This is a genomic window from Lactonifactor longoviformis (assembly GCF_042848515.1).
Classification (GTDB): Bacteria; Bacillota; Clostridia; order Lachnospirales; family Lachnospiraceae; genus Lactonifactor; species Lactonifactor longoviformis.
This window is the reverse complement of record NZ_AP031453.1, coordinates 3,102,283-3,126,932: the sequence shown is the minus strand read 5'-3', so window position 1 is coordinate 3,126,932 and position 24,650 is coordinate 3,102,283. Positions and strand designations below refer to the sequence as shown.

Sequence of the window (24,650 nt, the reverse complement as noted above, 5' to 3'; positions counted from 1 at the left end):
AAATAGTGTGAAAAAAAATAAAATTTCTGCAATACCTCTTGGTATCCGATCAGCAGTGGTATTTTTGTTTGCTACACTGTTTTCAAGGGGACTGGCAATTATTACGACACCAATTTTTACTCGTTTAATGACAACAGAGGAAATTGGTGAAGTTAACCTTTTCAGTTCATGGTATTCAATGCTGGGAGTAATAGCAACATTGTCACTGACATCAGGCGGATTTACGATTGCATTAAAAGAATTTAAAGAGGAAAGAAATCAATATGTATCATCGGTATTATCATTGACATCATTGATAGCAATACTTTTTTCAATCGTATATTTTATAAAACCTTCTTTTTGGAATAATGTTACCGGATTGTCAAGTAAATTAATGCTGCTGATGTTATTTGGATTTTTTGTTGCACCAGCCAGAGATTTTTGGTTATCACGACAAAGATATGAGTATAAATATAAACTACCGGGGATTATAACAATTTGTTCAGCAATTATTGCTTCAGCATTATCAATTTTTGTTGTTATAAAAATGAATGGTGCAAAATCACAGCATATTGCTGAGGGAAGATTATTTGCAAACTATATTATTGTTTTCGGCGTAGCACTGGCTATTTGGATTGCTACTATGGGCAGAGGAAAGACATTCTTTAATAAAAGATATTGGTCTTTTTCGCTGAAACTGAGTTTGCCTTTAGTAGGATATTCGATTGCGTCACAGGTACTGAACACATCAGACCGTTTGATGATAGGAAAGCTTGTGAATAACAGTGCAGTTGGAATTTATAGTACTTTGTATACAGTAAGTTCATTATCGATTATGGTTTGGTCAGCACTAAATTCTTCATTTGAACCATATTTGTATCAGAATATGGAAAATAAACAACACAGAATTAGAGAGATTTCACTTGGCATGTTAGGATTGTATGGAGTGATTGCAGTTATGCTTGTATTTTGTGCGCCAGAGATTGTACGTATATTAGCAACAGAGGAATACTATGAAGCAATTTATATTATGCCTCCGATAGCTGCGGGAGTGTTTTTTACATCGGTTTCCAATATGTATTCAAATATATTAGTGTACTTGAAAAAGACAAAATACATTATGATTTCATCAGTAATTGCGGCGATATTAAACGTGGTGCTTAATGCATTGTTTATTCCAAAATTAGGATATATGGCTGCTGCATACACAACATTAGTTTCATACATTGTTATGGCAGGTATTTTAATGTTCTGTGCTTACCAAGAATATAGAAAACGAATAGGTTCGCTGAACAAAGTATATGACAATAATAAAATAATTATATTATCGCTTGGAGTGGTTTCAGCATCACTTTCCGGATTGCTTACATATAAATTTGTGATTTTGAGATATGTAAGTATTATAGGAATGTTTGCAGTAGGTTTGATATTGTTAAAAAAATTCGTTGCAAACAAAAAAACGATGAAATAGAAATACATTCTAAAAGGAAGGAAAAATAAAATGAGTACTTTTAAAGACAAAACATTATTAATCACAGGAGGTACTGGTTCTTTTGGAAATGCAGTTTTGAATCGTTTTATTCAGACAGATATTGGAGAAATCCGTATTTTCTCCCGTGATGAGAAGAAGCAGGATGATATGCGTCATGAATTCCAGGCAAAGATGCCGGATGTTGCAGATAAGATTGCTTTTTATATCGGCGATGTCCGTGATCTTTCATCTGTCAAGAATGCGATGTATGGTGTTGACTACATCTTCCATGCAGCAGCGCTAAAACAGGTTCCATCCTGTGAGTTTTTTCCAATCGAGGCTGTAAAAACAAATGTACTCGGCACAGAAAATGTTCTGACTGCTGCCATTGAAGAGGGAGTTGAGAATGTTGTCTGCCTTTCAACAGACAAGGCTGCATATCCGGTAAATGCAATGGGAACTTCCAAGGCGATGATGGAGAAGGTGATTGTTGCAAAGAGCCGCACTACTAAGAAAACGAAAATCTGCTGTACGAGGTACGGCAATGTTATGTGCTCCCGAGGTTCTGTTATTCCTCTTTGGATTGATCAGATTCGCAATGGAAATTCGATCACACTGACAGAACCGACTATGACTCGTTTTATTATGTCTCTCGAAGAAGCCGTTGATCTTGTCCTGTTTGCATTTGAACATGGCGAACCAGGGGATATTCTGGTGCAGAAAGCGCCGGCTTGTACGATCCAGACACAGGCCGAGGCAGTGTGTGAACTGTTTGGCGGAAAAAAAGAAGATATTAAGGTTATTGGCATTCGTCATGGTGAGAAGATGTATGAAACACTTCTGACAAACGAGGAGTGCGCTCATGCTATTGACTTAGGTAACTTTTATAGAGTTCCATGTGACAAGAGAGGACTAAATTACGATAAGTATTTCACACAGGGTAATACGGAGAGGGTAAAACTGAGAGAGTTCAATTCCAATAATACGAGGCTTTTGACCGTGGAAGAAACGAAAGCGAAGATTGCTGTTCTTACATATATTAAGGAAGAACTGGCGAAGGATAATCTGAAATTATAGAGATGGCGTATGATTGTTTAATCTGGTAGAAAAAATTATTAGCAGCTGAAAGAGTTTGTATTGTGTAATAGACTATCAAAAAATTTTGAGGTGTAATTTTATGAACATATTAGTAACCGGCGCAAAGGGTATGGTGGGAACTGCCCTGTGTACAAATCTGAGAAATATTAAAGAGAATAAAAACCGAACCCGTCCGAATCTTAAGATAGACGAAATCTATGAGTATGATAAAGATTCCACACTGGAAGAACTGGATGAATATTGTAAAACAGCAGACTTTGTGTTCAACCTGGCAGGTGTGAACCGACCGGAAAATCTGGAAGATTTTATGAAAGGGAATTTCGGTTTTGCTTCTGTATTATTAGATACATTGAAGAAGTATAATAACAAAGCTGCAATCATGCTTTCTTCTTCCATTCAGGCAACGCTTTCGGGAAGATTCGGCAATTCAGAATATGGAAGAAGTAAAAAGGCAGGAGAGGAACTGTTCTTTGATTATGCAGAGGAGACAGGTGCGAAGGTTGCGGTTTACCGTTTTCCAAACCTGATGGGACATTCCAAACCGAAGTATAATTCCGCAGTATCCACATTCTGCTGGGCAGTGGCAAATGACGAGGAGTTTACTGTAAATGACTCTGGCACAGAGCTGGAACTGCTGTATATTGATGATCTTGTAGAAGGAATGTATGACCTGCTTGAGGAAAAAGAGCAGCACTGTGAGTTTGATGGTGTGGAGACTGTTGTCACTGAGAATGGAAAATATTGCTGTGTGCCGGTGACACATAAAGTAACGTTGGGCGAGATCGTGGATTTGCTGAAACAGTTTAAAGCTCAGCCGGAAACGCTGATGGTTCCGAAAATGCCGGAAGGTTCTTTTGCAAAAAAGCTGTATTCTCTCTACTTAACCTATCTTCCGGTAGAAAAGTTTAAATATGAACTGAAAATGAATGTGGATGACAGAGGTTCTTTTACAGAGCTGGTACATACAGCGGATTGCGGACAGGTTAGCATCAACATTTCTAAACCAGGGATTACCAAAGGTCAGCACTGGCATAACTCCAAGTGGGAACTTTTTATCGTGGTAGCCGGTCATGGATTGATTCAGGAACGAAATATTCATACTGGGGAAACAGTAGAGTTTGAGGTCAGTGGAGATAAGATTGAAGCTATTCATATGATTCCTGGATGGACGCACAATATTATTAACTTGAGTGATACTGAAAATCTGGTAACAGTTATGACCTGTAACGAGATTTTTAATCCGGAAAGACCGGATACATTTTTTGAGCCGGTGTAAGAGACTATTTTAGAAGATTCCGGGAAAATGGAAGGAACATAGATATGACAGAAATTAGAACTGATTATTCAGAAGTGAAATGGAAAGATAACGGGAAGCTAAAGCTTCTTATTATTGTTGGAACCCGTCCGGAGATTATCCGCCTGGCGGCAGTAATCAACAAATGCCGGAAATACTTTGATGTGGTGCTTGCCCACACGGGACAGAACTATGATTATAATTTAAACGGTATCTTTTTTGAGAATTTAAAGATTGAGGATCCGGAAGTTTATATGGATGCGGTTGGCGACGATCTCGGAGCAACGGTTGGAAATATCATTAATTGTTCTTATAAGCTGATGAGCCAGATTAAACCGGATGCACTGCTCATCCTGGGCGACACCAATTCCTGTCTGTCAGCGATTGCGGCAAAGCGTTTGCATATCCCGATTTTCCATATGGAAGCCGGAAACCGCTGCAAGGATGAGTGTCTGCCGGAGGAGACGAACCGTCGTATTGTAGATATTATTTCGGATGTAAATTTGGCGTATTCTGAGCATGCAAGAAAATATCTGCATGAGTGTGGTCTGCCGAAAGAGCGTGTCTATGTGACCGGTTCTCCCATGGCAGAGGTGCTTCATCAGAATCTTGCAGAGATCGAGAAGTCGGATATTCTGAAGAAATTGGGACTGGAGCCGCAGAAGTATATTCTGCTTTCCGCCCATAGAGAGGAAAATATTGATACGGAGAAGAACTTCTTGTCCCTGTTTATAGCAGTCAATAAGATGGCGGAGCAGTATGATATGCCGATTTTGTATTCCTGTCATCCCCGTTCCAGAAACCGTCTGGCTGCATCCGGATTTAAACTTGACAAACGTGTAATCCAGCACGAGCCTTTAGGCTTTCATGATTATAATCACCTGCAAATGAACGCTTTTGCAGTTGTTTCTGATTCCGGTACCCTGCCTGAGGAAAGCAGCTTTTTTACAAGTGTGGGACATCCGTTCCCGGCAGTCTGTATCAGAACAAGTACAGAACGCCCGGAAGCATTGGACAAGGCGTGTTTCGTGCTTGCCGGGATCAATGAAAAGTCCTTATTGCAGGCAGTGGATACAGCGGTACAGATGAATCTTGAAGGGGACTTTGGCATACCAGTACCAGATTACATTGAGGAGAACGTTTCTTCAAAAGTAGTGAAAATAATTCAGAGTTATACAGATGTTGTAGATAAGATGGTGTGGAGAAAATCGTAAAAATTTCTTTCAAAAATACAAACAGCAAAATAATTTAATTAGAAGATCATTAAGAATGAAGGAATTGCAAGTATTAGGAGTCCACTTAAGATAGCTCCTTTGTATATAATATAAATTTGACAAAACCAGCATAGGAAGATAAACTTAAATATGCCAATAGAATTGAGCAGCCTCAACTCTGTACCAGCAAAAGACTGTAACTTCCAAGAGCCTAAACTACATTTATGGAGAACAAAAAGTGAACAATAATTCTAACAAAAATTTAATCAAGAAAAAAGTCGACTGGATGATAACCCTTGTCCCCTTCCTGCTTATCGTGGTATTGTGTATTCTATTCTTTTTTATGCCGGAACAATCCAACGCCGTATTGAGCCAAATCCGGTATTTCTTCGGAAATACCTTCGGAACTTATTACCTAATTATAGGACTCGGCATTTTTTTGGTTTCTATCTACGTGGCCGTGTCAAAATACGGTGACATAGTTCTCGGAGATCCGGGAGAGAAACCGAAGTATTCCTTTTTTGCATGGGGTTCTATGATGTTTACCTGCGGACTGGCGGCAGACATCCTGTTTTATTCTTTCTCTGAATGGTTTATGTATGCGGCAGATCCCCATATCGCAGAGATGGGAAGTATTCAGGATTGGGCCAGTGTGTACCCCATATTTCATTGGAGTCTGATTCCCTGGGGCTTTTATCTGGTTCTTGCCGTTGCTTTTGGATTTATGCTTCATGTAAGAAAGAGAAAACGTCAGAAATATTCTGAGGCATGCCGCCCGGTTCTTGGAAAACATACCGATGGCATAGCCGGCCGTCTCATAGACCTTTTGGCGGTCATTGCCCTGCTGGCGGGTACAGCAACTACATTTAGTGTGGCGACCCCGCTGATGGTTGATATTATTAACAGTCTGTTTGGCATCCAGCTCAATCGTTCCGTTGTGACAGCCGTTATACTTGTCATTACCTGCTTTATTTATACATATTCATTGCTTCACGGCTTTAAGGGAATCAGTATTCTGGCAAAGGCATGTATTTACCTGTTCTTTGGCCTTCTGGCATACGTTCTGTTTTTCGGCGGGGAGACCAGATATATCATAGAAACAGGATTTTCTTCTCTGGGAAGGATGGTTCAGAATTTCTTTGAATTGGCAACTGCCACCGATCCCCAGAGGACAACCTCCTTTCCGCAAAACTGGACCATTTATTACTGGGCGTACTGGATGGTATGGTGCGTGGCCGCCCCCTTCTTTATCGGCAATATTTCCAGAGGCCGTACCGTAAGACAGACCATTTTGGGCGGGTACGTCTTTGGTGTAGGCTCTACGATCATGAGCTTTATTATCCTGGGCAACTATTCTTTAGGAAAACAGATGAATGGAACTGCGGATTTCCTGACAAAATATAAGGAGACGGGAGATGCCTACGGACTGATTACGGATATTATCGGGACCATGCCCTGTGCACCCCTGGTGTTAGTAGTAGTCTTGGTAACTATGATCGCTTTCTATGCTACCTCATTTGACTCTATTGCGCTGACGGCATCCTGTTACAGCTATCACGTTTTGGAGGAAGGGGAACAGCCCCACAGAGGGATCCAGCTGATGTGGTGCATTTTATTGATTTTGCTTCCCATTGCACTTATATTTGCGGAAAGCTCTATGAGCAACCTGCAGTCTGTGAGCATAGTTTCCGCGTTTCCTATCGGCTTTATAATGGTCCTGATTGTGTGGAGCTTTTTAAAAGATGCCAAGAAGTACATGAAAGGGAAAAAGTAGCTGACCGGCATACGCAGCAAAGAATAAAGGAGCAGCTAATTGGACGTATATCAGATTTTAATTACACATAACAGACCGTGGACGGCCCGGGAAATGCTCTGTGTTGCCCTGCTGCTGGCCGCTGCTCTGTTTGCGGCAGGTTATCTGCTCCGGCATCAAAAGATAAAGCCTTCCCAGGCACTGTCCGGAATATCTCTGGTGCTTTTCCTTTCCGTTGTATTCGGCTCCACTGTATTTACCAGGATGCCTTCCAAGCGGCAGTTTGAGCTGCAGCCCTTCTGGTCCTGGAGGGAAGTCATCGTAAACCATAACAGGGAGCTGCTGAAAGAAAATCTGCTGAACTGCATTTTACTTGTTCCAATGGGAATACTGCTTCCCATCCTTCTGCACCGGAAAGTAACCTGGCGGCAGGGGCTGCTGTGGGGACTTCTGGTATCTGCAGTAATTGAAACCTGTCAGCTGGTATTTTGCAGGGGGTTGTTCGAATGGGACGATATGATTCATAATGCACTGGGGTGTATGGCAGGCTGTCTGATTACAAATACCGTGAGCGTACGGAAGACTTAGTGGACTTATTTACTTAGATATGATAAAATCCCTTTGTGGCAATTGTCCTTGAAAACGTAGACATTGAGGGGACTTTGGAACATTATGTAAAGAAGAAGGAGCAAAACAAAAAATGAAGAAGTCTGTTATTTTAATTTTGGCGGGATGTATCATCATAACCGCCGGCGTAGCCTGCTTAGTATATACAACAGACAGAGAAGGCCCTGTAATACAGATCGATGAGACAACTGACCTTACTTACACGGAAGGCCAGGACAAAGAGGAACTTTTAAGAGGAGTAACAGCCATTGATAAAAAGGATGGGGATGTCTCTGACACCCTGATGGTTGAAAGCATCGTACCTGCCCTTTCAGGAAATAAGGCAACGGTTACCTTTGTTGCCGTTGACAAGCACAATAATGTAACCAAATATCAATGTGAAATCAACTACCAGGGCGCAGCCGGCGCAGACACCGAAGCGCCCCCGGAAGATCAGAATACAGACACAGAGGCAAAGGATACAGCAGAAGATACGCCGGACACGGGAGAAGAGACTCCGGAAGCGCAGGAGACAGGCGGCGCTCCGGAATCCCAGGCTCCCCCTGCGGATGAAACGGAAGCTGCCATCTCCCAGCTTCCGGAAGGGAGTCCCGCTTTCCGGCTGACAGAGCACCAGATAACGCTGAAAAAAGGGACAAAGTTTAATTACATGGACTACATCCGGGAGATCACCGATGATAAGGACTCAAGAGAAGATCTGTACCGTAAAATCCGTGTAAGCGGAGAGGTTAAGACTTCACAGGCCGGGACTTACGAGGTATCCTACTCCGTGACAGACAGTGACGGACATCAGTCTAATGTAGAGAAGCTTCAGGTAACTGTTGAATAGAATACGGATTCTGCAGGATAGAGTACAGATGAGGAGAACGAATATTGTTGATTGATGTACATAACCATATCTTACCAGGCATAGATGACGGTGCAGGTGATATAATGGAGTCCCAGAAGATGCTTGCCATCGCTGTGGGTGAGAAGATTGATGCCATCATAACCACCCCGCATTTTGAGTGCGGCATGGACCAGGCAGTCATAGAAAAAAGGGCGGAAGCTTTTGAGAGCCTCTCCCAATATATTCAGAAGGCAAAGCTGCCGGTAGCCTTATATCCCGGCAATGAGTTATTTTATAGTGAGGGAATCATAGACGCCCTGGATTCCGGGGACGCCCTTACCCTGAATCATACCCGTTATGTGCTGGTGGAATTTCCAATTTACGAAGAATTCAGCTATGTCCGGAGGGCAGTCCAGAAGCTCCGCTACGCCGGCTATCTGCCGGTGCTGGCACATGTAGAACGCTATGAAAACCTGCTGAAGGAAGAAAAGATTGCAGAGATGGTTAATATAGGCGCATATATCCAGGTCAACGCATCCAGTATAACCGGACGGGCCGGATGGCAGATGCGGCGGTTTCTTCTCAGGCTGGCGCGCCGTGACCTGATTCATTTTATAGGAACCGACGCCCATGGGTGGGAGCACCGGCGGCCGAAGATGCAGGAGTGCCTTGCCTATCTGGGAAAAAAGGCCGGAAAAGACTGTGTGATGACCATTACCAGAGATAATCCTGAAAAATTACTGAGAGGAGAAAATATCAGTGGAAAAGTTAGAAATTAGAGATGATGTGGAGCTGAGCAACCGGGAGAAAGAGGTCTACCGTACCCTCAGAACCAATCTGGAATTTACAGGGGTGGAGAACCGGGCCATCGCGGTTACTAGCTGCACACCCAACGACGGAAAATCGGTGGTGTCCTATAACCTTTCGCTTGCCCTGGCAGAGAGCGGAAAGAATACGTTATTTGTGGATGCGGATCTTAGGAAATCCGTTCTGGTTCACAGGCTCAATTTGAAGAATCCCTCCAAAGGTCTCAGTCATCTGCTTTCCGGACAGGTGGGAGCTAATGATGTGATTTATTCCACCAACAAGAAAAACTTATTTATGATTCCCTCGGGAATCTTTCCCAGCAATCCCACGGAGCTTTTGAGCAATGGCAGATTCGAAAAATTGGTGGCGGGGCTTAAGGGCACCTTTGATTACATAGTCGTAGACACTCCGCCTCTTGGAAGTGTCATTGACGCGGCAGTGATTGCCAAGATATGTGACGGTTCCGTCCTTGTCCTGGCAGCGGACAAATCCTCCAGGAATGAGGCTAAAAGCGTGGTGGGCCAGCTGAAGGCTGCCAACAGCAATGTCCTGGGCGTTGTCCTGAATAAAGTAGATTATAAGGGCAATGGCTATTATGGGAAGAAATACGGCGGTTACTATGGAAAGTACACCAGCTATTACTAAAAGAGGAAACGTGAAATACATTCCAAAAGGGGAACAAGATGAACAAGAACAGAGAATTTGAAGATGAAATGGAAATTGACCTGGGAGCCCTTCTCCATGTACTGCTGCGAAAATGGTGGCTCATTGCTATCTGTGCGTTTATGGGGGGGATCATAGCTCTGGGTATCACCGCAGGGTTGCTGACGCCTAAATACCAGTCCAATGCGCTGCTCTATATACTGAACAAAACCACCAGTGTGACTTCCCTGGCAGATATTCAGATTGGTACAGAGCTTACCGCTGATTTCGAGGTGATTGCAACCAGTAAACCAGTGATCGATGCTGCTATCGAGCGGCTCAAAGAGGAAGAGGGGAAGTCCTTTACGAGAAAGGATATTCTGGAGATGATTCAGGTGAGCAACAAGACGGGGACCCGTATTCTGACAATCTCCGCAACCTCAGCCAATCCCCAGGATGCCTGTATTGTAGCCAATGCAGTGGCCGGTGAGACGGCGGACCGGATGGCTGACATTATGAAAGCAGATCCCCCCACAACGGTAGAGCTGGCGGAGGTCTCTGAGAAGCCGGTGAGCCCCAGTATGAAGAAGAACACAGTCATTGGCTTTCTGGCAGGTATTGTCCTGGTATGTGCGGTCCTTGTCATCCGATTTATGCTGAATGACAACATTCAGACAGAAGAAGACGTTGAGAAATATCTTGGACTGCCAACTCTGGCAACCATACCCTATGTAAAGAGCAGGGAAAAGGAGAAAGCAGGGAAGCAGCGTGCGCTGAAGGAATATAAGAAAGAGGCATTGAGTGAAAAGAAGCAATAAATTATTCTGGGTTTTTTTTGTAATCTTTCTGGGGGCTGTCATTTTTGGGGCATATTATTACATCAGCCAGCAGAAAAAGGAAGCTGTGTATGAGAAAATGGCAGAGCAGAACCAGGTGAAAGAAGAACCTGAACAAGAGGAAGAGCCTCCAAAAGTGGAAACTCCGCCTCCTGCGGAGGAAGAAAAGCCGGAGATTCCCATTGATTTTGCGGGGCTGCAGAGTACGAATCCTGAGATCTATGCCTGGATCCGCATTCCGGATACCGAAATAGACTATCCCGTGGTTCAGCGGCCGGAGGATGACACCTACTATCTGAACCATACCGTGGAGGGAGCAGAGGGGCTTCCTGGTTCTATCTTCACAGAATCTCTGAATAAAAGGGACTTTACCGATCCCAACACCGTGATCTACGGCCACGATATGCGGGACGGCACTATGTTCGGACATCTGAAGAAATATATGGACAGTTCGTACATGGAAGAGCATTCGCTGATTTATATTTACACACCGGAGCACATTTATACCTATCAGGTATTTGCGGCAGTGACCTATGACAACAGACATATTCTGAGAAGCTTTGATTTTGCCCAGGAGACGCAGTACCAGGAATTTCTGGATTCCCTCCGGGATGCCAGGAGCATGGCCAGCTATGTGAGGGATGACATTTCCGTAAGCACAGAGAACAGGATTCTGACGCTGTCCACCTGCAACGGAAATGAGCAGCAGAGGTTTCTTGTGGAGGCGGTGCTGACAGATGAACAGTAAAAAGAAAAAAACAGTAATTTTGACTATACTTATTCTTATCCTTCTGCTGATCATAGGCGGCCTGATCTTCTGGCTGGCCGGAAGGATGGAAGAGAAGAGAGATGCGGTATCCGGTGAAGATACTGCCGGGACAACTGCCCCGGCCAGCGCAGATGCTGTGTATTATCAGGGGCAGGAGTACCGGTATAACCGTGATATAGAAAATATTTTATTTATGGGGGTGGATAAAAAGGAACAGATTGTGCTCCAGGATACCCCGGGGAAGGCCGGCCAGGCGGACAGTATTATGATCTTGTCTCTGAACAAGAAGGACAAGACGGCCAGAATTCTCCAGATATCCAGAGATTCCATGACAGATGTTGATATCTACGATGCCAACGGGAATTACTATACCACAGTACAGGCGCAGTTAGCCACCCAGTATGCTTACGGCAGCGGGGGACAGAGCAGCTGCTATGCAATGAAGAAGACAGTATCTGAGCTGCTGTATGATCTGCCCATTGACGGTTATATTTCCCTGAACATAGAGGCGATTAGTACCATCAACGACGCTGTGGGCGGTGTGACCATTACTGTTCCAAAAGATTATACGAGAATTGACCCTGCCTTCACAGAGGGGAGCACCATCACTCTCACTGGAGAGCAGGCAGAAAAGTATGTCCGCTATCGGGATACGAACGAGGAAGGCAGCAACAATGAGCGCATGGAGCGCCAGGTACAGTATCTGCCCGCACTGATTTCAGCTCTGAAAGGAAAAGCAGGCAAAGCCGGGGATTACTATGAAACTTTTTACCCCCTGGTGGCCTCTTATATGGTGACAGACCTGAGTGCGGACCAGATCAACCAGCTGTCGGAATATCAGCTTCTCTACGATGAGACAGAGTATGTACCCGGAGAGGTCCAAAACGGGGAAGAGCATGAAGAATACATCATTGACGAGGCAAAATTAAAGGATTTATTGATGGAAATGTTTTACAAAGTGGACCAATAGTGTTATAATGAATTTATGTTTCAAGTGAGGAGCAAAAGACAGGAGGATAAAAGAAATGAAAAAAATGATTGCTTTATTAAGCGCAGCGGTGCTGACTGTGGCAACTGCCGTAACAGCTTTCGCTTTGCCAAGTGTAAGCGTAGACGGTGTGGTAACCAAGATCGAGAGTGCTGTTGATGCCAATGGAAATGCAGTAACAGTAGAGATTAAAGAAGTTCCGGAAGAATACAAGGCAGCGGTTGAAGAAGTAAAAACGGAAGCTAAGATTAAGGAACTTTTGGGTGATGACTTTAAAGAGGGTATGCAGGTAGTAGACGTTAAGGAAGTGTCAGTTCCGGATGGGACAACATTCCCTGTAACAATTACATTCCAGGTACCGGGCGTGAAAGCCGGAAGCACAGTAGCAGTTCTGCATTATAATGGTTCTGCCTGGGAAAGAATTACAAAGGATGTAAAAGCCGGTAACGGTACGATTACCGCTACGTTTGATTCTTTATCCCCGGTAGCCTTCGTAGTTGACAAGGAAGCTGCAGAAGCGGCCAGTACTTCAACAAGCACATCTGCGAAATCTCCAAAGACCGGAGAATTCAATGTTCTCGGAATGGCTGGTATCGTAGCTGTTATCGCATTGGGCGGAATGGCTGTTACTTATTCAAGGAAGAGAAAAGAAGCATAAGAAGATAAGGATATAAGCCCGGAGAGTTCCGGGCTTTTTCTTTTAGTATACTAGTGGTAAACATACGAGGGAGGTTTTATCATGAAAAAGACTGCGAAAAGGCTGATTGCCTGTGTAACTGCGTTTACTGTTTTCCTGAGCCAGCCCATAAGCCTCAGGGCGGAAAAGGAAGGAAATCCGGCGGAAACTGCGGGGAGGGAGCTTGACTACAGGACAAGGGTTTCTCACAGCGGTAGCGGCGTAAATGCTGCCCACGGAATTGTGAAAAAGGATAACAGTCTCTGGACCTGGGGGCCCAATAACTGGGGGCAGCTGGGCAACGGGAGCTTCAGTGATGTATCCGCCCCGGAAAAGGTTATGGATAATGTGGTGTCTGCGGTGATTTCCCATACCAACGGCCTGGCGGTAAAGGAAGATGACAGTCTGTGGATGTGGGGAAATAACCAGAGCGGTACCCTGGGGATTGAATCGCCTTACGGGAATCATGCGGAACCTGTACAGGTGATGAATGAGGTGGCGCAGGCATCTACAGGAAATCTTATGTCTTTTGCAGTGAAAAAGGACGGCAGTCTGTGGTTCTGGGGAGCCAATGACGATGGGATATTTGTGGAGAAGGAGATTACGGAGGAGAAAAAAATATACCATCCGGTGAAGCTGCTGGACAATGTGCAGAAAGCAGTCATGGGAAGCGGCAATTTTGCGGCCATAACAACCGATGGCACCTTGCTGATCTGGGGAAGAAATCACATGGGGCAGCTTCTGGACGGAACCACGGAGGACAGCCCCGTACCAAGCCCTGTGATGGATGGAGTTGCCGACGTGAGCGTGGGAGAAAACGGGACATTTGCGGTACTTAAGACCGACGGGACACTGTGGTTCTGGGGAGAAAACGGTGGCAAGTTCGGAAACGGAACCAGAGAGAATTCCACGGAGCCGGTTATGGTAATGGAAGACGTGAAGATGGCGGACACTTTCGGCTCCGGTTTTTCCGCCGTAGTGAAAAATGACGGAACCCTGTGGACTACCGGAGGGGACAGTTGGGGTGCCCTGGGGAACGGCCCGGAGGGAAGCTCCGCAGAATTTGTTAAAATCATGGATGAGGTGGAGTGTGTGAAGCTCTCAGACTTCTCCTTTGCGGTGAAAAAGGACGGAAGTGTCTGGGTATGGGGATTTAACGAATACGGCAAGAATATGAGCGGCGCTCCCGAGGCCATTGAGACGCCGCTTCAGTATATGGAGCCCGGAACTATGCTGGAAGGGCCGGATCCCACTATCTCTGACACCCAGTCTCCCCGGGAGATCTCAGACCTGGAGCTGTTTACAGAATACCCCCAGTATCTGAGCAATACATCCGTTTCTCAGGTGGAGCAGTTCATGTGGGACGCTGCAGCCGGCGCCCTGGACGAGGTGTACAAGCATAATTTTCTGTCTTCATACCAGTACGCGCTGAAGGAAGGGGGCACCAGCATTCTGCTGGAGGAGCATCTGGGAATACTGTGCGATTTACTCGGTCTGCCATACAGCCCCTATGAACGGCTATACGATAAGCTCCTCAAGGAACAGACCCAGGAATTTATCAGTGACCTGTCAGAGAAGGAACGCTATTTTGACAGCCTGAAGAGCCAAACGGGGGCGGTGATGAAGGAGCTGAAGGGTTTGAACGCCATCCTGGAGGCAGGAGATACCATAAATGTGGAGCTTTGGGCGGACGCCCTCCATCAGGCAGTCCCGGATCTCCCAAAGAAGAAGTGCATCTCTTTGCTGAAGCAGTGTGAAAGTGATGCCGGAAGAATCAGCAGGGACTTAAAAAAGCTGAATTCAGCCCTGTCAGTGGGAGACATTTTAGTGACAGGCATTCTTCTTCTTGAGACGGATAAGACGTTGATTGGTGAATTAAAGGAAGAATGCAGACAGTACGGCATCCAGTCGGAGCTGTACCGGGGACTGGATCTTCTGGAAAAGGAGATCAGTCTCAATGAGAATACACCCGGGGCATTTTTCCTGGAAAAGTTCTATTCCGGAAAAGCCTTAGGGTGGCTCACCGGTCAGGCAGATGAAAAACTGCTGAATCTGGTCAGCCACTTCTGGAAAAGCGGAAGCGCCGGTGAAGAGGCGGTAAGTATGGTGGCACAGCTGGTTGTATCGGGAACCGCAGAGATCATGGGTCTTATGCTTCCCAATGCGGATAAGGCTATAAAAGCCACAATACAGCGTTCTTTTACTGACTGTATACGCGCCAGGCTGATTACCGGACAGCAGATTACGTTCCTGGAATATAAAAATCAGGGCGTGTGCCCGGATGACATAGAGGATCAGATAGAAAAATATAAAATCCTCTACGGGACGTATCTGAAATCTCTGCAGCGGGACATTACACTGACACAAAAGCTGGTAGACAAACCTGGCTATACCCGCACCAAACAGAGACTGAAAGACGCCCAGACCATATACGATAAATATAGTGTAGAGAAATACCTGGAAATGTGCAAAGCCCAGATTCTGAGGGATGAGGCAACGAATCTGAAGGGGATACCAAACGGGGACGGTACATTTACAGTGACTGGATATGCGCTGGAGGAGACGCCCAAGAACCTGGTCATTCCCGGTGAGGTTCTGGGATATCCGGTGAGCCGGATTGCAGACAATGCGTTTTTAGGGGATACCAATATACAGACACTGGTGATTGAGGCGGAGGACACAGCCGTGGGCTCCCAGGCTTTCCGGGGATGCAAGAATCTGACAGAGGTTTATATAGGAGGCGGAGTGCATACCGTGGAGGCGTCTGCTTTCGCGGACTGTACCGGCCTTACCGTCCTCTCTATGGAGGAAGGAATCAGGGAGATCAGGGAGGAAGCATTTGCAAACTGTGTCAGCCTGGGCCAGACAGAGATCCCCTATTCCGCGGCCGCCGTGGGCGCCCGGGCCTTTGCGGGCTGTACGGCGCTGGAAGGAATGGGAATTCTCTCAGAGAATGCCGTATTCGGGGAACAATGCTTTGAGAATGCTCCCCTTGCCGAAGTCGCCGGGGTTGCCGGGACCTCAGGGGAGGTGATTGCAGAAGAAAGCGGATCTGCTTTCGTACCCAAAGAACCCAAGGTGGAGAGTATATCGGTGAGCAAACTGCCGGATAAGCTGGAATACCGCCTGTTTGACGACGCTGACACCGCCGGTATGGAGCTTACGGTGCAGTACAGCAGCGGAGCTTCTGAAGTCATCCGGGAGGGATGGACCGCTGCCGTGACTGCGCGGACCATCGGAGAAAGCTCCGTGCAGGTGTTTTATGGAGATCAAAATACGTCTTATCCTATCACAATCCTTCCCGATAAAGTATCCTATACTGTGCACTATGTAGATGGAAACGGCAGATTTATCAGCCCTTCCGTTACCAGAGAAGGGACGGCAGGTGAGACGGTGAGGGAAGCAGCCATTGCGATCCAGGGATATGAGGCAGATGTGCCTGAGGCAGAGCTGACGCTGGATATCTATAATAATGAACTGTATCTCACCTATCATGAGAGAGAAATTAAGGAGCTGAACAAGGCGTCTGTCACCTCTTCGGAGAAGGCAGTCTACACAGGAAAAGAGATAAAGCCGTCTGTAACGGTAAAAGATGCAGAGGGAAATATACTGATCGAAGGAACAGACTATACGCTCTCTTACAGAGACAACAAGAACCCGGGAACCGGAAAGATTGTGATTACAGGGAAGGGCAGCTGGACAGGGACTGTGATAAAAGAATTTGTCATCTATATCTCAGGGGCTTGGCGGTCAGATGCCAGGGGATGGTGGTATGCCTATGCCCACGGCGGCTATCCAAAAAGCAAGTGGGAACTGATTGACGGAAAATGGTATTATTTCGATGAGGGAGGGTACCGCAAGACCGGCTGGATCCGGCCGTCAGGAACCTGGTACTATCTGAATTCGGAGGGTATCATGCAGACCGGGTGGGTGAAATCCGGCAGCACCTGGTACTATCTGAACGGAAGCGGAGCGATGCAGACGGGCTGGTTGCTGGACGGAAAAACCTGGTATTACCTGAACGGAAGCGGGGCGATGCAGACGGGGTGGCTGAGGACAGGAAGTACCTGGTATTACCTGAGCGGAAGCGGGGCGATGCAGACCGGGTGGCAGAGGAGCGGAGGAACTTGGTATTACCTGAACGGAAGCGGGGCGATGCAGACGGGCTGGGTACTGGACGGAAAGACCTGGTACTACCTGAGCGGAAGCGGAGCGATGCAGACCGGATGGCAGAAGATTGGAAGGGACTGGTATTATTTTGGCGGAAGCGGAGCCATGGCAGTTAACACCTGGGTAGGAAATTCTTATGTAGGGGCCGATGGCCGCTGGGTTTGATAACTGACGGAAAGTGAGATTCTTATGCTGCAAATTGCTATATGTGATGACGAAAAGTATTACAGAGACCGAATACAGACGCTTCTGGCAGGGTATCTCAAGAAGCGGCAGCTGGAGTATGCCATCACTCGGTTTCTCTCCGGGGAGGATTTCCTGAGCCGCAGGGAAAATATTGTACAATATGACATTGTTTTTCTGGACATTAGTATGAATGCCATTGACGGCATTGAGACGGCCCAGCAGATTCGCGCCTTTCAGTCCCGTACAGAGATTGTGTTTGTCACAGCATTTTTCAACTATGTCCTGGAAGGCTATAAGGTAAATGCCGTGCGGTATATTCTGAAAGATACCCTGGACACCGCAGTGGAGGAATGTATGGATGCCATACTGCGAAAGCGGCAGCTGCGGCAGGTATCCTTCTCCTTTCTGGAGGGGGAACGGAGGCTGTACACGGACAATATTCTATATATTGAGAGCAGGAAGCACAAAGCAGTCTTTTTCTGTCTGGAAGCAGAGCTTGTGAACCTTGCCATTTATGACAAGCTGGATCACATAGAACAGCAGCTGGAGGGATATGGGTTTCTGCGGATTCATAAGAGCTATCTGGTGAATATGAAACACATTCTAAGAATCAGCAATTACAAAGCCGAACTGGATGTGGGAGGAGAGCTTCCCGTACCCCGCCGCAGACACCAGGCAGTAAAAGAAGCATTTGTGGCTTATAAGGGGCATTGTGATGGGAACTGTGGTGAAAAGCCTTGTCCTATGCCTTCTGATGGGGCTGTGCTGCAAGATTTACTTTGAGACACTGGCGAAGAGGCGGACCCCGGGGATAAAATGGCTCGGGAGCACAAGCCTGCCGGGGTTCACACTGGGATTTATGGTGATTTCATTTACCAGGATTCCTCCCTATATTCTTCAGCCTGTGCGTCTGATTCTGATCATCTTTATAGCGGCACAGATCTATTACCAGCTCAGGATCCTGCAGAACTTTGTACTGACGGTGCTGTTCTGTGCAGTTTTCTGGATGACGGAGATACTCACCGGGGCAGTGCTCTATGCTCTGCCCCGGGGACCTCTGATCCCGGAGCAGATGATAGAGCCTTTGGCCATAGGGGTTCTGGTTTTGCTTATGCTTTTGTTTCATATCCGCTGCAGAAAGAGAGGCCGGCTTCGCAGCGCGGGGTGGCTTCGCTTCGGGTATCTGCCAGTATGCAGCATGGTAGTGGCTGTGGCCCTCAGTATGGTGCTCTGGGACAGCAGCACGGTGAATGCTGCGGCAAGACTTGTGATAATTATGGGGTTTGCAGTGTTTTTTGGAATTACCCTGTACTTTACAGGAGATATCCTGGAGAAAGAAGAGGAGATGCAGAACCTGCGGCTTTCCCGGGAGCGTACCAGGAACCAGATGGCTGTGTATCAGAGCATGCAAAGAAGCTATGAGCAGCAGAGAAAATTCCTCCACGACTATAAAAACCAGCTCACCTGCATCCAGGGGCTTCTGGCAGAGGGAAAGGAAGAGGAGGCTGCAGGCTATGCGGCAAAGCTGTCGGGGAGCCTTAAGAAAAGTGCAGATACGGTAAATGCCAATCACACAGTGGTTAATGTGGTGTTAAACCAAAAATACCGGTACGCGGAGGAAAAGGGCATTGCCATGGTTTTGGCTGTGAACGATCTGTCCGGACTGGCGATGGAGGATGAGGACCTGGTTACTCTGCTGGTAAACCTGCTGGACAATGCTATAGAGGCATGTGAAAAGCTGGAAGACCTCAAAAAGGTGATACAGTTTAAGATGATACAGGAAGAGGAACAGCTGATCCTTTCCGTCCGAAACCCGGTGAAAGCACCGGTGGAGATTAGGGGAAACAAGGTGGTGAATTCCGGAAAGCAGGGACCGGGGCATGGAATCGGGCTCCTGAATGTAGAGGAAGTGATAAAGAGAAATCATGGAACAAGTACACTGCAGTGCAGGGACGGATGGTTTTATTTTGCAGCCATGTTTCCTGTACGGCAGTAAATTATGCCGCCTGTCTGCCGGGAAGAGGCGCCTTTTTTTGCTTTCTGACCGTCTAATGATGCTCTCCCTGTTGAATCCTCCCAGGGGGCCGGGTACTATGGGAGATAGAACAAACAGCAGCAGAGGAGGATAACGCCCATGAAAAAAGCAGCCGGCAGGGGAATACTAACCATTGTGATCTTGTCCCTGTGTATGACTGCCTGCGGGGGAAAGGGCGGTGCGGCAAAGGCCGGGACTCCCGCAGATGCAGTGGAAACTGCCCTGGAGGCAGTAAAGGAGCTGGATTTCAAAACGTGTAACCAGTATACGGACAATTATGTGAAAACCTATAAAAACTGGCTGGGGATTCCCACAGAACGGGAATACCGGATATTTAACGAGCTGCAGCAGCCGGGGATGAAAAGGGGGAGCAAATACAAGGCCAATAAGCGGTTTGCAGAGGAGGTTGTCAGAAATCTGTCCTGGAACCTGGGTGAGGTGCGAAGGCAGGGCGATAAGGCAGAGATTGATTTGGAGATCACCAATACGGATATGACGGACGTTATGGGGAATTATACGATTCACATAATGGAGGATATGATAAAAGTTGACGGAACCGGACTTCGGCAGCTGGTACGCAGCCTGTCCGAGATAGACTATGACAAAGGCAGGGTACTTACTTATCTGGAGCAGGCAGAGGGAACCCGCACGGAAGCGGTCACTGCCATACTTTATCAGAAAGACGGGGAATGGAAACTCCATCTGGATGAGCCTTTGATCCGCGCCGTGATGGGAAACCTGAATGCAGAGACGTATTCGGAAGAGGTAGAAGAGCGGCTGGAACATCTGGAAGCAGAGTACGAGAGGAAGATGGAACAGTGGGGAGAGGAATTCGGGGATAAAATTGAGAGATGGACAGAGACAATCACTGGCTGGTGACAGGGGGGCAGGCAGTGCGCTGTTTTGTGAGACGGACACTTCAGATATGAGGTGTCTTTTCTCATGTCTGCAGCCGCCTCACCTTTATGCCCAGGGTCACAGATCGGCGTTGATTTTACAGTATGGAATTTTTTACAATATCTAGTATAATATTCCATGACCAGGATATGAACGATATACTCCGCGTCAGCTCATACCTCCGGCTGGATTTGATTTTATATAGTTACATATTATTGCATGTGTCGGAAATGATAATATGTAAAAATAGATTTTGGAGGAATATACATGCAGCGTATCACAAATCATGAATTATCTGTGTATGAGAAATGCCTGAGACAAGAGGAGAAAAGTCAGGCAACTCTTGAAAAGTATATGCGGGATATCCGACATTTTCTCGCATTTCTGGAGGATCGTACCGTCAGCAAGGAAGAGACCATTGCCTACAAAGAATATCTGGCGCAGAACTATGCCCCGGTAAGTGTGAATTCTATGCTCGTGGCAGTAAACGGATTTCTGCGGTTTTTCGGCATGCAGAAATGCTGTGTCAGACTTCTGAAAATCCAGAGGCAGATTTTCTGCCGGGAGGAAAAGGAACTTACCCGCCAGGAATATAAGCGTCTGGTGCAGGCGGCAGCGGGCACCCAGACTTCCTATGTACTGCAGACAATCTGCGGGACGGGAATCCGTGTCTCGGAGCTGCAGTACATCACGGCAGAAGCAGTGTACCAGGGAAAAGCAGCGGTAAACTGCAAGAATAAGACACGGATCATTTTTATTCCGGGACCTCTGCAAAAGCTGCTCAAGGAGTATATGAAAAAAACAGGTCTTCAAAGCGGTCCGGTATTTTTAGGGAAAAATAAAAAACCCCTGGACAGGAGTTATATCTGGAGAAAGATGAAAGAATTGTGCAGAACAGCAGAGGTGGCGCCGGAAAAGGTCTTCCCCCATAATCTCAGACACCTTTTTGCAAGAGTCTTCTACAGCATAGAAAAAGACATCGTTCGTCTGGCGGATCTGCTTGGACACAGCAGCATAAATACCACAAGAATCTACACCATGGAGACCGGGGATCAGCATATCAGCCGTATGGAACAGGTACAAAAGATACTGCTCACAACATAATATTCATTATGTGACATTCTTGCCGGCTAGTACATAAATATTGTGTCACATATGAATAATTCATACTATATAATAGCACCAAACGTCTTTTTTCTCAAGGGAAAACAGGCGTTTCAGGGCGTTTTTTTTTAAAAGGCAGCAAAAACAAGCCGATGGTGAAGCATGCTTCTGTCGGCTTTGTTTCTGCGCCTTTTTTACTATTTTCCGACATATGAGCAAAAGTATCCGGGCCCTTTTGCCTGGCTCATACACCCCAATAGGTCACATAATGAATATTATGTAATACCTGAAGGAGTAAACGGCAGTCAAGCCCTCCGGCATTGGCTGGGGGAGAAATACGGCAAGCGGATTAGGATGCGGTAACAGATATGGGAGAGAGAACGTATCGAAGACAACAGTGGGAAGAATGGTATCAGAACGCCAGGGCGTATGCGGATACTTTTGGGAATCTGCTGGTTCCCCACGACTATGTGACAGCAGACGGGTATCGCCTGGGACGCTGGATTGAACGGCAGAGAGCCATGCATAATGGAGTAATTCCGTCCTCCCTGGACCGGGAACGCTGCCTTGCGCTGGAACGCATTGGCATGGTGTGGAAGCTGGAGAAGCGGCTCTCGTGGGAGACCTGGATGGCTATGGTGCAGGAATACCATCAGGAATATGGGGACCTGGATGTGCCCACAGATTATACTGCTAAAAACGGATGTCAGCTGGGCTATTGGATCAAAGAGCAGCGGAAAAAGTACAAGGGGGGATATCTGGCAGAGAAACAAATACGGGATCTGGAGCGCTTTGACATGATCTGGAGCTTCTATGAGCGAAAAGACTGGGAGGACTGGCTCCGGCTGGCAGAGATGTATTACCAGACACACGGGAACCTATTGGTTCCGGCTTCCTATCAAACTGCAGACGGGGACCGGCTGGGGAGCTGGATCTTTGTACAGAGGGAGCGGTATTGGGGCGCTAATGGCCGCAGGCCGCTGTCCCGGGAGCAGGTAAAAGCCCTGGAACAGATTTCCATGGTTTGGGGGCTGGACCGGGTGAGGGAGGAAAAGTGGAATGCCATGGTCCGGTGGATCGAGGAGTATAAAAACCAGTATGGCTGTCTGCCCCTGAGACCCTCCATGAAGGCGCCGGACGGGCGCAGCATGGGAAACTGGATTTCTCTTCAGAGGACGGCGCTTACCAGGGGAAAGGTGGCAGAGGACAGAAAAATGCGGTTGGAGGGTCTGGGAATCTATCCCTTTGGCAGTACGAAGACGCCCTTATAGCTTTTGGGGAACCTTCAGCAGTCCGGCCCCCGATTCTCCTCTTTGGATGCAGGAGCTGTGAATGGTTTGAAACAGGTACATATATCCCTCGTGGAGATCCCTGAGGCAGCCCTCCCGATCTCCCTTTTGCAGAGAGAGAAATGCGTGTTCCCCCAATTTGTTTAATTTCTGCATACTTGGACTGGTACTGGTGTAAAAGGAATAAAAATACCCCCAATTTAAGATGTCTGTGACTTCTCCTAAAATCACCTTCAGCGGGTACAAAGGCACGCGGGGCAGCAGGCAGTCCATCCATTCCTTCAGACAGCTCTTGGGAGAGCGGGCGAACCGGTCCTGCAGTTCCTGCTCCAGCGCTGTGTCCTGCCGGTCAAAGACCAGAGCAGCGGCAGGGCGGATGAGGAAGGTGATGAGCTGCAGGCCGCATAAAAACATAAAGGTATCCTGCCGGTGGTTTGGATGCCGGGACCTTTGGTGGATTCGCCATTTTTCGTGGGAGAGAACCACACTTCCCCTGCCGTTGATGGTCTCGATAAACCCCAGGGACTGAAGGACCTTCAGTGCTTTGCGTATGGTAGATAAGGACACCTGGTATTCTTTTCCCAGACTGGACTGAGATGGAAGCAGCGTTCCCGGAGAATATATGCCGGTGCCGATTTTTTCTACCAGATCCCTGCCGATTTTTTTATAGAGAGAATCCCATCCCCATCCTGCGTTCCAGTTGAAGGCAGGCTCCCCGTCATCTCTGACATCCGGATGCAGAGCCGTCAGCAGGTCAAAGGATTTTTCCGCAGTTTGAAGGACCGCGCGGTAGTGGGCGGCAAAGCTGCGCTGTACCGTATAACTGTCGGACTGCAGACAATCTAAGAGCCAGTCCGCGTGGTGTAATTCGGTATATGGAGTATAGCCGGTAATGAGGCGCTGGTATTCTGCCAGAAAGGGTACTTCCGCGTAGATCTCCAGGGATGCGTAAAAGCTGCTGATAAGAAAGTTGCCGGAGGAGAGAAGTACGTCATGTATTATATTTGAGCAGAGCTGCCAGCTCCCGGTGAGTCTGGGCCGTTTGATCCATTTGACAGCCTTTTCATAGCTCGGCAGTTCATATACGCTGACTGATTTGGCGCAGAAAGCGAGGATTTCAGGCATGAGGAGTTCCATAGTCCGGTAGATGTCTAAGATGGCCGTGCGCTTTCTGACAATGGATCGGACAGAGGCATTTTCCTTTTTTAGAAACGGCGCCTGGTAGATAACCACAGCCCGCTGTCTCTCCCGGGTACGGATCAGGCCATCCCTCTGAAGAAGCTTCAGGACGGTTTTTATGGTTTTTGTGCCCACGCGGTGCTGTTGGGCAAGCTGGCGGACTGAAGGCAGCTGGCTGCCGTATTCCAGCTGACTGTTTAGAATCTGCTCTTTTAGGATTGTATAGACAATCTCGTATGCATGTAGTTTTGACTGCAAAGGGTCACCTCCGTTGATTTGATAAGCTGGGTTTATAAGATTAGTATTCCCCGGATGGGCGTTTTGCAGAATGAGTCAATCGCTGTCTGGCAACAGACATCATAACATAATCAGAGGTAAGCAGCAGGAAAAAAAACAGGGAGTGATATACATGGACAACTTGATAGAAGTATGCGGCCGGAAGACCGGATGCGGGAGAGAACAGCGGGATGAAACAGCGGTTAAAGATACAGCTGCCAAAAGAGAAATGATTTGCCGGGAGGAAGGGTAATGGAGAAAAAAGAAAGAACACAGGAGCTTTTGGAAGTGATTGCAGGGAGAGTGGGATGCGGCTTTCTGTCAGACTTGCACCAGTCTTGGGAACTGCCCTGTATCCAGCATGTGATCCGGGGGCTGGATGCACGGGAATACGATTTGCGGGAGTGGAAGGACGCAGTGCAGTACATTACAGGGGAACAAAGAGAGTTTGAAACGGCAGAGCAGGCGGCGGAATTTCTTGGGGAGTATTCGCTGTATCGGGGCTAACGCCCGGAGGACAGCATAGGGAAG

21 protein-coding genes are annotated in these 24,650 nt (G+C 47.1%); 20 read left to right on the top strand and 1 reads right to left on the bottom strand.

Features of this window, described 5'->3' with window-relative positions; translation table 11 throughout:
- The first annotated feature begins 7 nt into the window (after window positions 1–7).
- The 19 genes from ACGHCT_RS14310 to ACGHCT_RS14220 all read left to right on the top strand — a co-directional run bounded on the left by ACGHCT_RS14310 (window position 8) and on the right by ACGHCT_RS14220 (window position 22,646).
- The gene (locus tag ACGHCT_RS14310) at window positions 8–1,450 is read left to right on the top strand and encodes a lipopolysaccharide biosynthesis protein (RefSeq protein ID WP_390436471.1); all 1,443 of its coding nucleotides are present in this window, start codon (window positions 8–10) and stop codon (window positions 1,448–1,450) included.
- Between the two features lie 30 nt (window positions 1,451–1,480).
- Entirely contained in the window at window positions 1,481–2,527 is a 1,047-nt protein-coding gene (locus ACGHCT_RS14305; protein ID WP_390436470.1) for a polysaccharide biosynthesis protein, read from the top strand.
- A 100-nt stretch (window positions 2,528–2,627) separates the two neighbouring features.
- A complete protein-coding gene (locus tag ACGHCT_RS14300) occupies window positions 2,628–3,824 on the top strand; it encodes an NAD-dependent epimerase/dehydratase family protein (RefSeq protein WP_390436468.1) in 1,197 nt (398 codons plus the stop codon).
- Window positions 3,825–3,868: 44 nt separating this feature from the next.
- A complete protein-coding gene (gene wecB / locus ACGHCT_RS14295; RefSeq protein WP_390436467.1) occupies window positions 3,869–5,056 on the top strand; it encodes a non-hydrolyzing UDP-N-acetylglucosamine 2-epimerase in 1,188 nt (395 codons plus the stop codon).
- Window positions 5,057–5,294: 238 nt separating this feature from the next.
- A complete protein-coding gene (locus tag ACGHCT_RS14290) occupies window positions 5,295–6,830 on the top strand; it encodes a BCCT family transporter (protein ID WP_390436465.1) in 1,536 nt (511 codons plus the stop codon).
- A 39-nt stretch (window positions 6,831–6,869) separates the two neighbouring features.
- The gene (locus tag ACGHCT_RS14285; protein WP_390436464.1) at window positions 6,870–7,397 is read left to right on the top strand and encodes a VanZ family protein; all 528 of its coding nucleotides are present in this window, start codon (window positions 6,870–6,872) and stop codon (window positions 7,395–7,397) included.
- A 112-nt stretch (window positions 7,398–7,509) separates the two neighbouring features.
- Complete coding sequence (locus tag ACGHCT_RS14280; RefSeq protein ID WP_390436462.1) at window positions 7,510–8,265, top strand: immunoglobulin-like domain-containing protein; 756 nt, start codon at window positions 7,510–7,512, stop codon at window positions 8,263–8,265.
- A 44-nt stretch (window positions 8,266–8,309) separates the two neighbouring features.
- Complete coding sequence (locus ACGHCT_RS14275; protein WP_390436461.1) at window positions 8,310–9,044, top strand: CpsB/CapC family capsule biosynthesis tyrosine phosphatase; 735 nt, start codon at window positions 8,310–8,312, stop codon at window positions 9,042–9,044.
- Window positions 9,025–9,717 (top strand): CpsD/CapB family tyrosine-protein kinase, encoded by a 693-nt coding sequence (locus ACGHCT_RS14270; protein WP_390436460.1) that lies wholly within the window; start codon window positions 9,025–9,027, stop codon window positions 9,715–9,717. The genes ACGHCT_RS14275 and ACGHCT_RS14270 overlap by 20 nt, the downstream gene beginning before the upstream one ends.
- A gap of 38 nt (window positions 9,718–9,755) precedes the next feature.
- The gene (locus ACGHCT_RS14265; RefSeq protein WP_390436458.1) at window positions 9,756–10,532 is read left to right on the top strand and encodes a YveK family protein; all 777 of its coding nucleotides are present in this window, start codon (window positions 9,756–9,758) and stop codon (window positions 10,530–10,532) included.
- The gene (srtB, locus tag ACGHCT_RS14260) at window positions 10,516–11,298 is read left to right on the top strand and encodes a class B sortase (RefSeq protein ID WP_390436456.1); all 783 of its coding nucleotides are present in this window, start codon (window positions 10,516–10,518) and stop codon (window positions 11,296–11,298) included. The genes ACGHCT_RS14265 and srtB overlap by 17 nt, the downstream gene beginning before the upstream one ends.
- The gene (locus ACGHCT_RS14255; protein WP_390436455.1) at window positions 11,288–12,289 is read left to right on the top strand and encodes an LCP family protein; all 1,002 of its coding nucleotides are present in this window, start codon (window positions 11,288–11,290) and stop codon (window positions 12,287–12,289) included. The genes srtB and ACGHCT_RS14255 overlap by 11 nt, the downstream gene beginning before the upstream one ends.
- A gap of 55 nt (window positions 12,290–12,344) precedes the next feature.
- Complete coding sequence (locus ACGHCT_RS14250; protein ID WP_390436453.1) at window positions 12,345–12,965, top strand: LPXTG cell wall anchor domain-containing protein; 621 nt, start codon at window positions 12,345–12,347, stop codon at window positions 12,963–12,965.
- Between the two features lie 81 nt (window positions 12,966–13,046).
- Window positions 13,047–17,318, top strand: coding sequence for a leucine-rich repeat protein (locus tag ACGHCT_RS14245; RefSeq protein ID WP_390436451.1), 4,272 nt, complete (start codon window positions 13,047–13,049; stop codon window positions 17,316–17,318).
- Window positions 17,319–17,342: 24 nt separating this feature from the next.
- Window positions 17,343–18,122, top strand: a complete 780-nt coding sequence (locus tag ACGHCT_RS14240; RefSeq protein WP_390436450.1) for a LytR/AlgR family response regulator transcription factor — start codon at window positions 17,343–17,345, stop codon at window positions 18,120–18,122.
- The gene (locus tag ACGHCT_RS14235) at window positions 18,055–19,335 is read left to right on the top strand and encodes a sensor histidine kinase (RefSeq protein ID WP_390436449.1); all 1,281 of its coding nucleotides are present in this window, start codon (window positions 18,055–18,057) and stop codon (window positions 19,333–19,335) included. The genes ACGHCT_RS14240 and ACGHCT_RS14235 overlap by 68 nt, the downstream gene beginning before the upstream one ends.
- A gap of 138 nt (window positions 19,336–19,473) precedes the next feature.
- On the top strand, window positions 19,474–20,253 hold the full coding sequence (locus ACGHCT_RS14230; protein WP_390436448.1) for a hypothetical protein: 780 nt from the start codon (window positions 19,474–19,476) through the stop codon (window positions 20,251–20,253).
- A gap of 285 nt (window positions 20,254–20,538) precedes the next feature.
- Window positions 20,539–21,375, top strand: coding sequence for a tyrosine-type recombinase/integrase (locus ACGHCT_RS14225; protein ID WP_072852895.1), 837 nt, complete (start codon window positions 20,539–20,541; stop codon window positions 21,373–21,375).
- 368 nt (window positions 21,376–21,743) lie between these two features.
- Window positions 21,744–22,646, top strand: a complete 903-nt coding sequence (locus tag ACGHCT_RS14220) for a helicase associated domain-containing protein (RefSeq protein WP_390436447.1) — start codon at window positions 21,744–21,746, stop codon at window positions 22,644–22,646.
- Here ACGHCT_RS14220 and ACGHCT_RS14215 read toward each other — a convergent pair.
- A complete protein-coding gene (locus ACGHCT_RS14215) occupies window positions 22,641–24,101 on the bottom strand; it encodes a GntR family transcriptional regulator (RefSeq protein WP_390436445.1) in 1,461 nt (486 codons plus the stop codon). The genes ACGHCT_RS14220 and ACGHCT_RS14215 overlap by 6 nt on opposite strands.
- A 270-nt stretch (window positions 24,102–24,371) precedes the next feature.
- Here ACGHCT_RS14215 and ACGHCT_RS14210 point away from each other — a divergent pair, with 270 nt between their 5' ends.
- Window positions 24,372–24,626 (top strand): hypothetical protein, encoded by a 255-nt coding sequence (locus tag ACGHCT_RS14210; protein WP_072852905.1) that lies wholly within the window; start codon window positions 24,372–24,374, stop codon window positions 24,624–24,626.
- The last annotated feature ends 24 nt before the right edge of the window (window positions 24,627–24,650 follow it).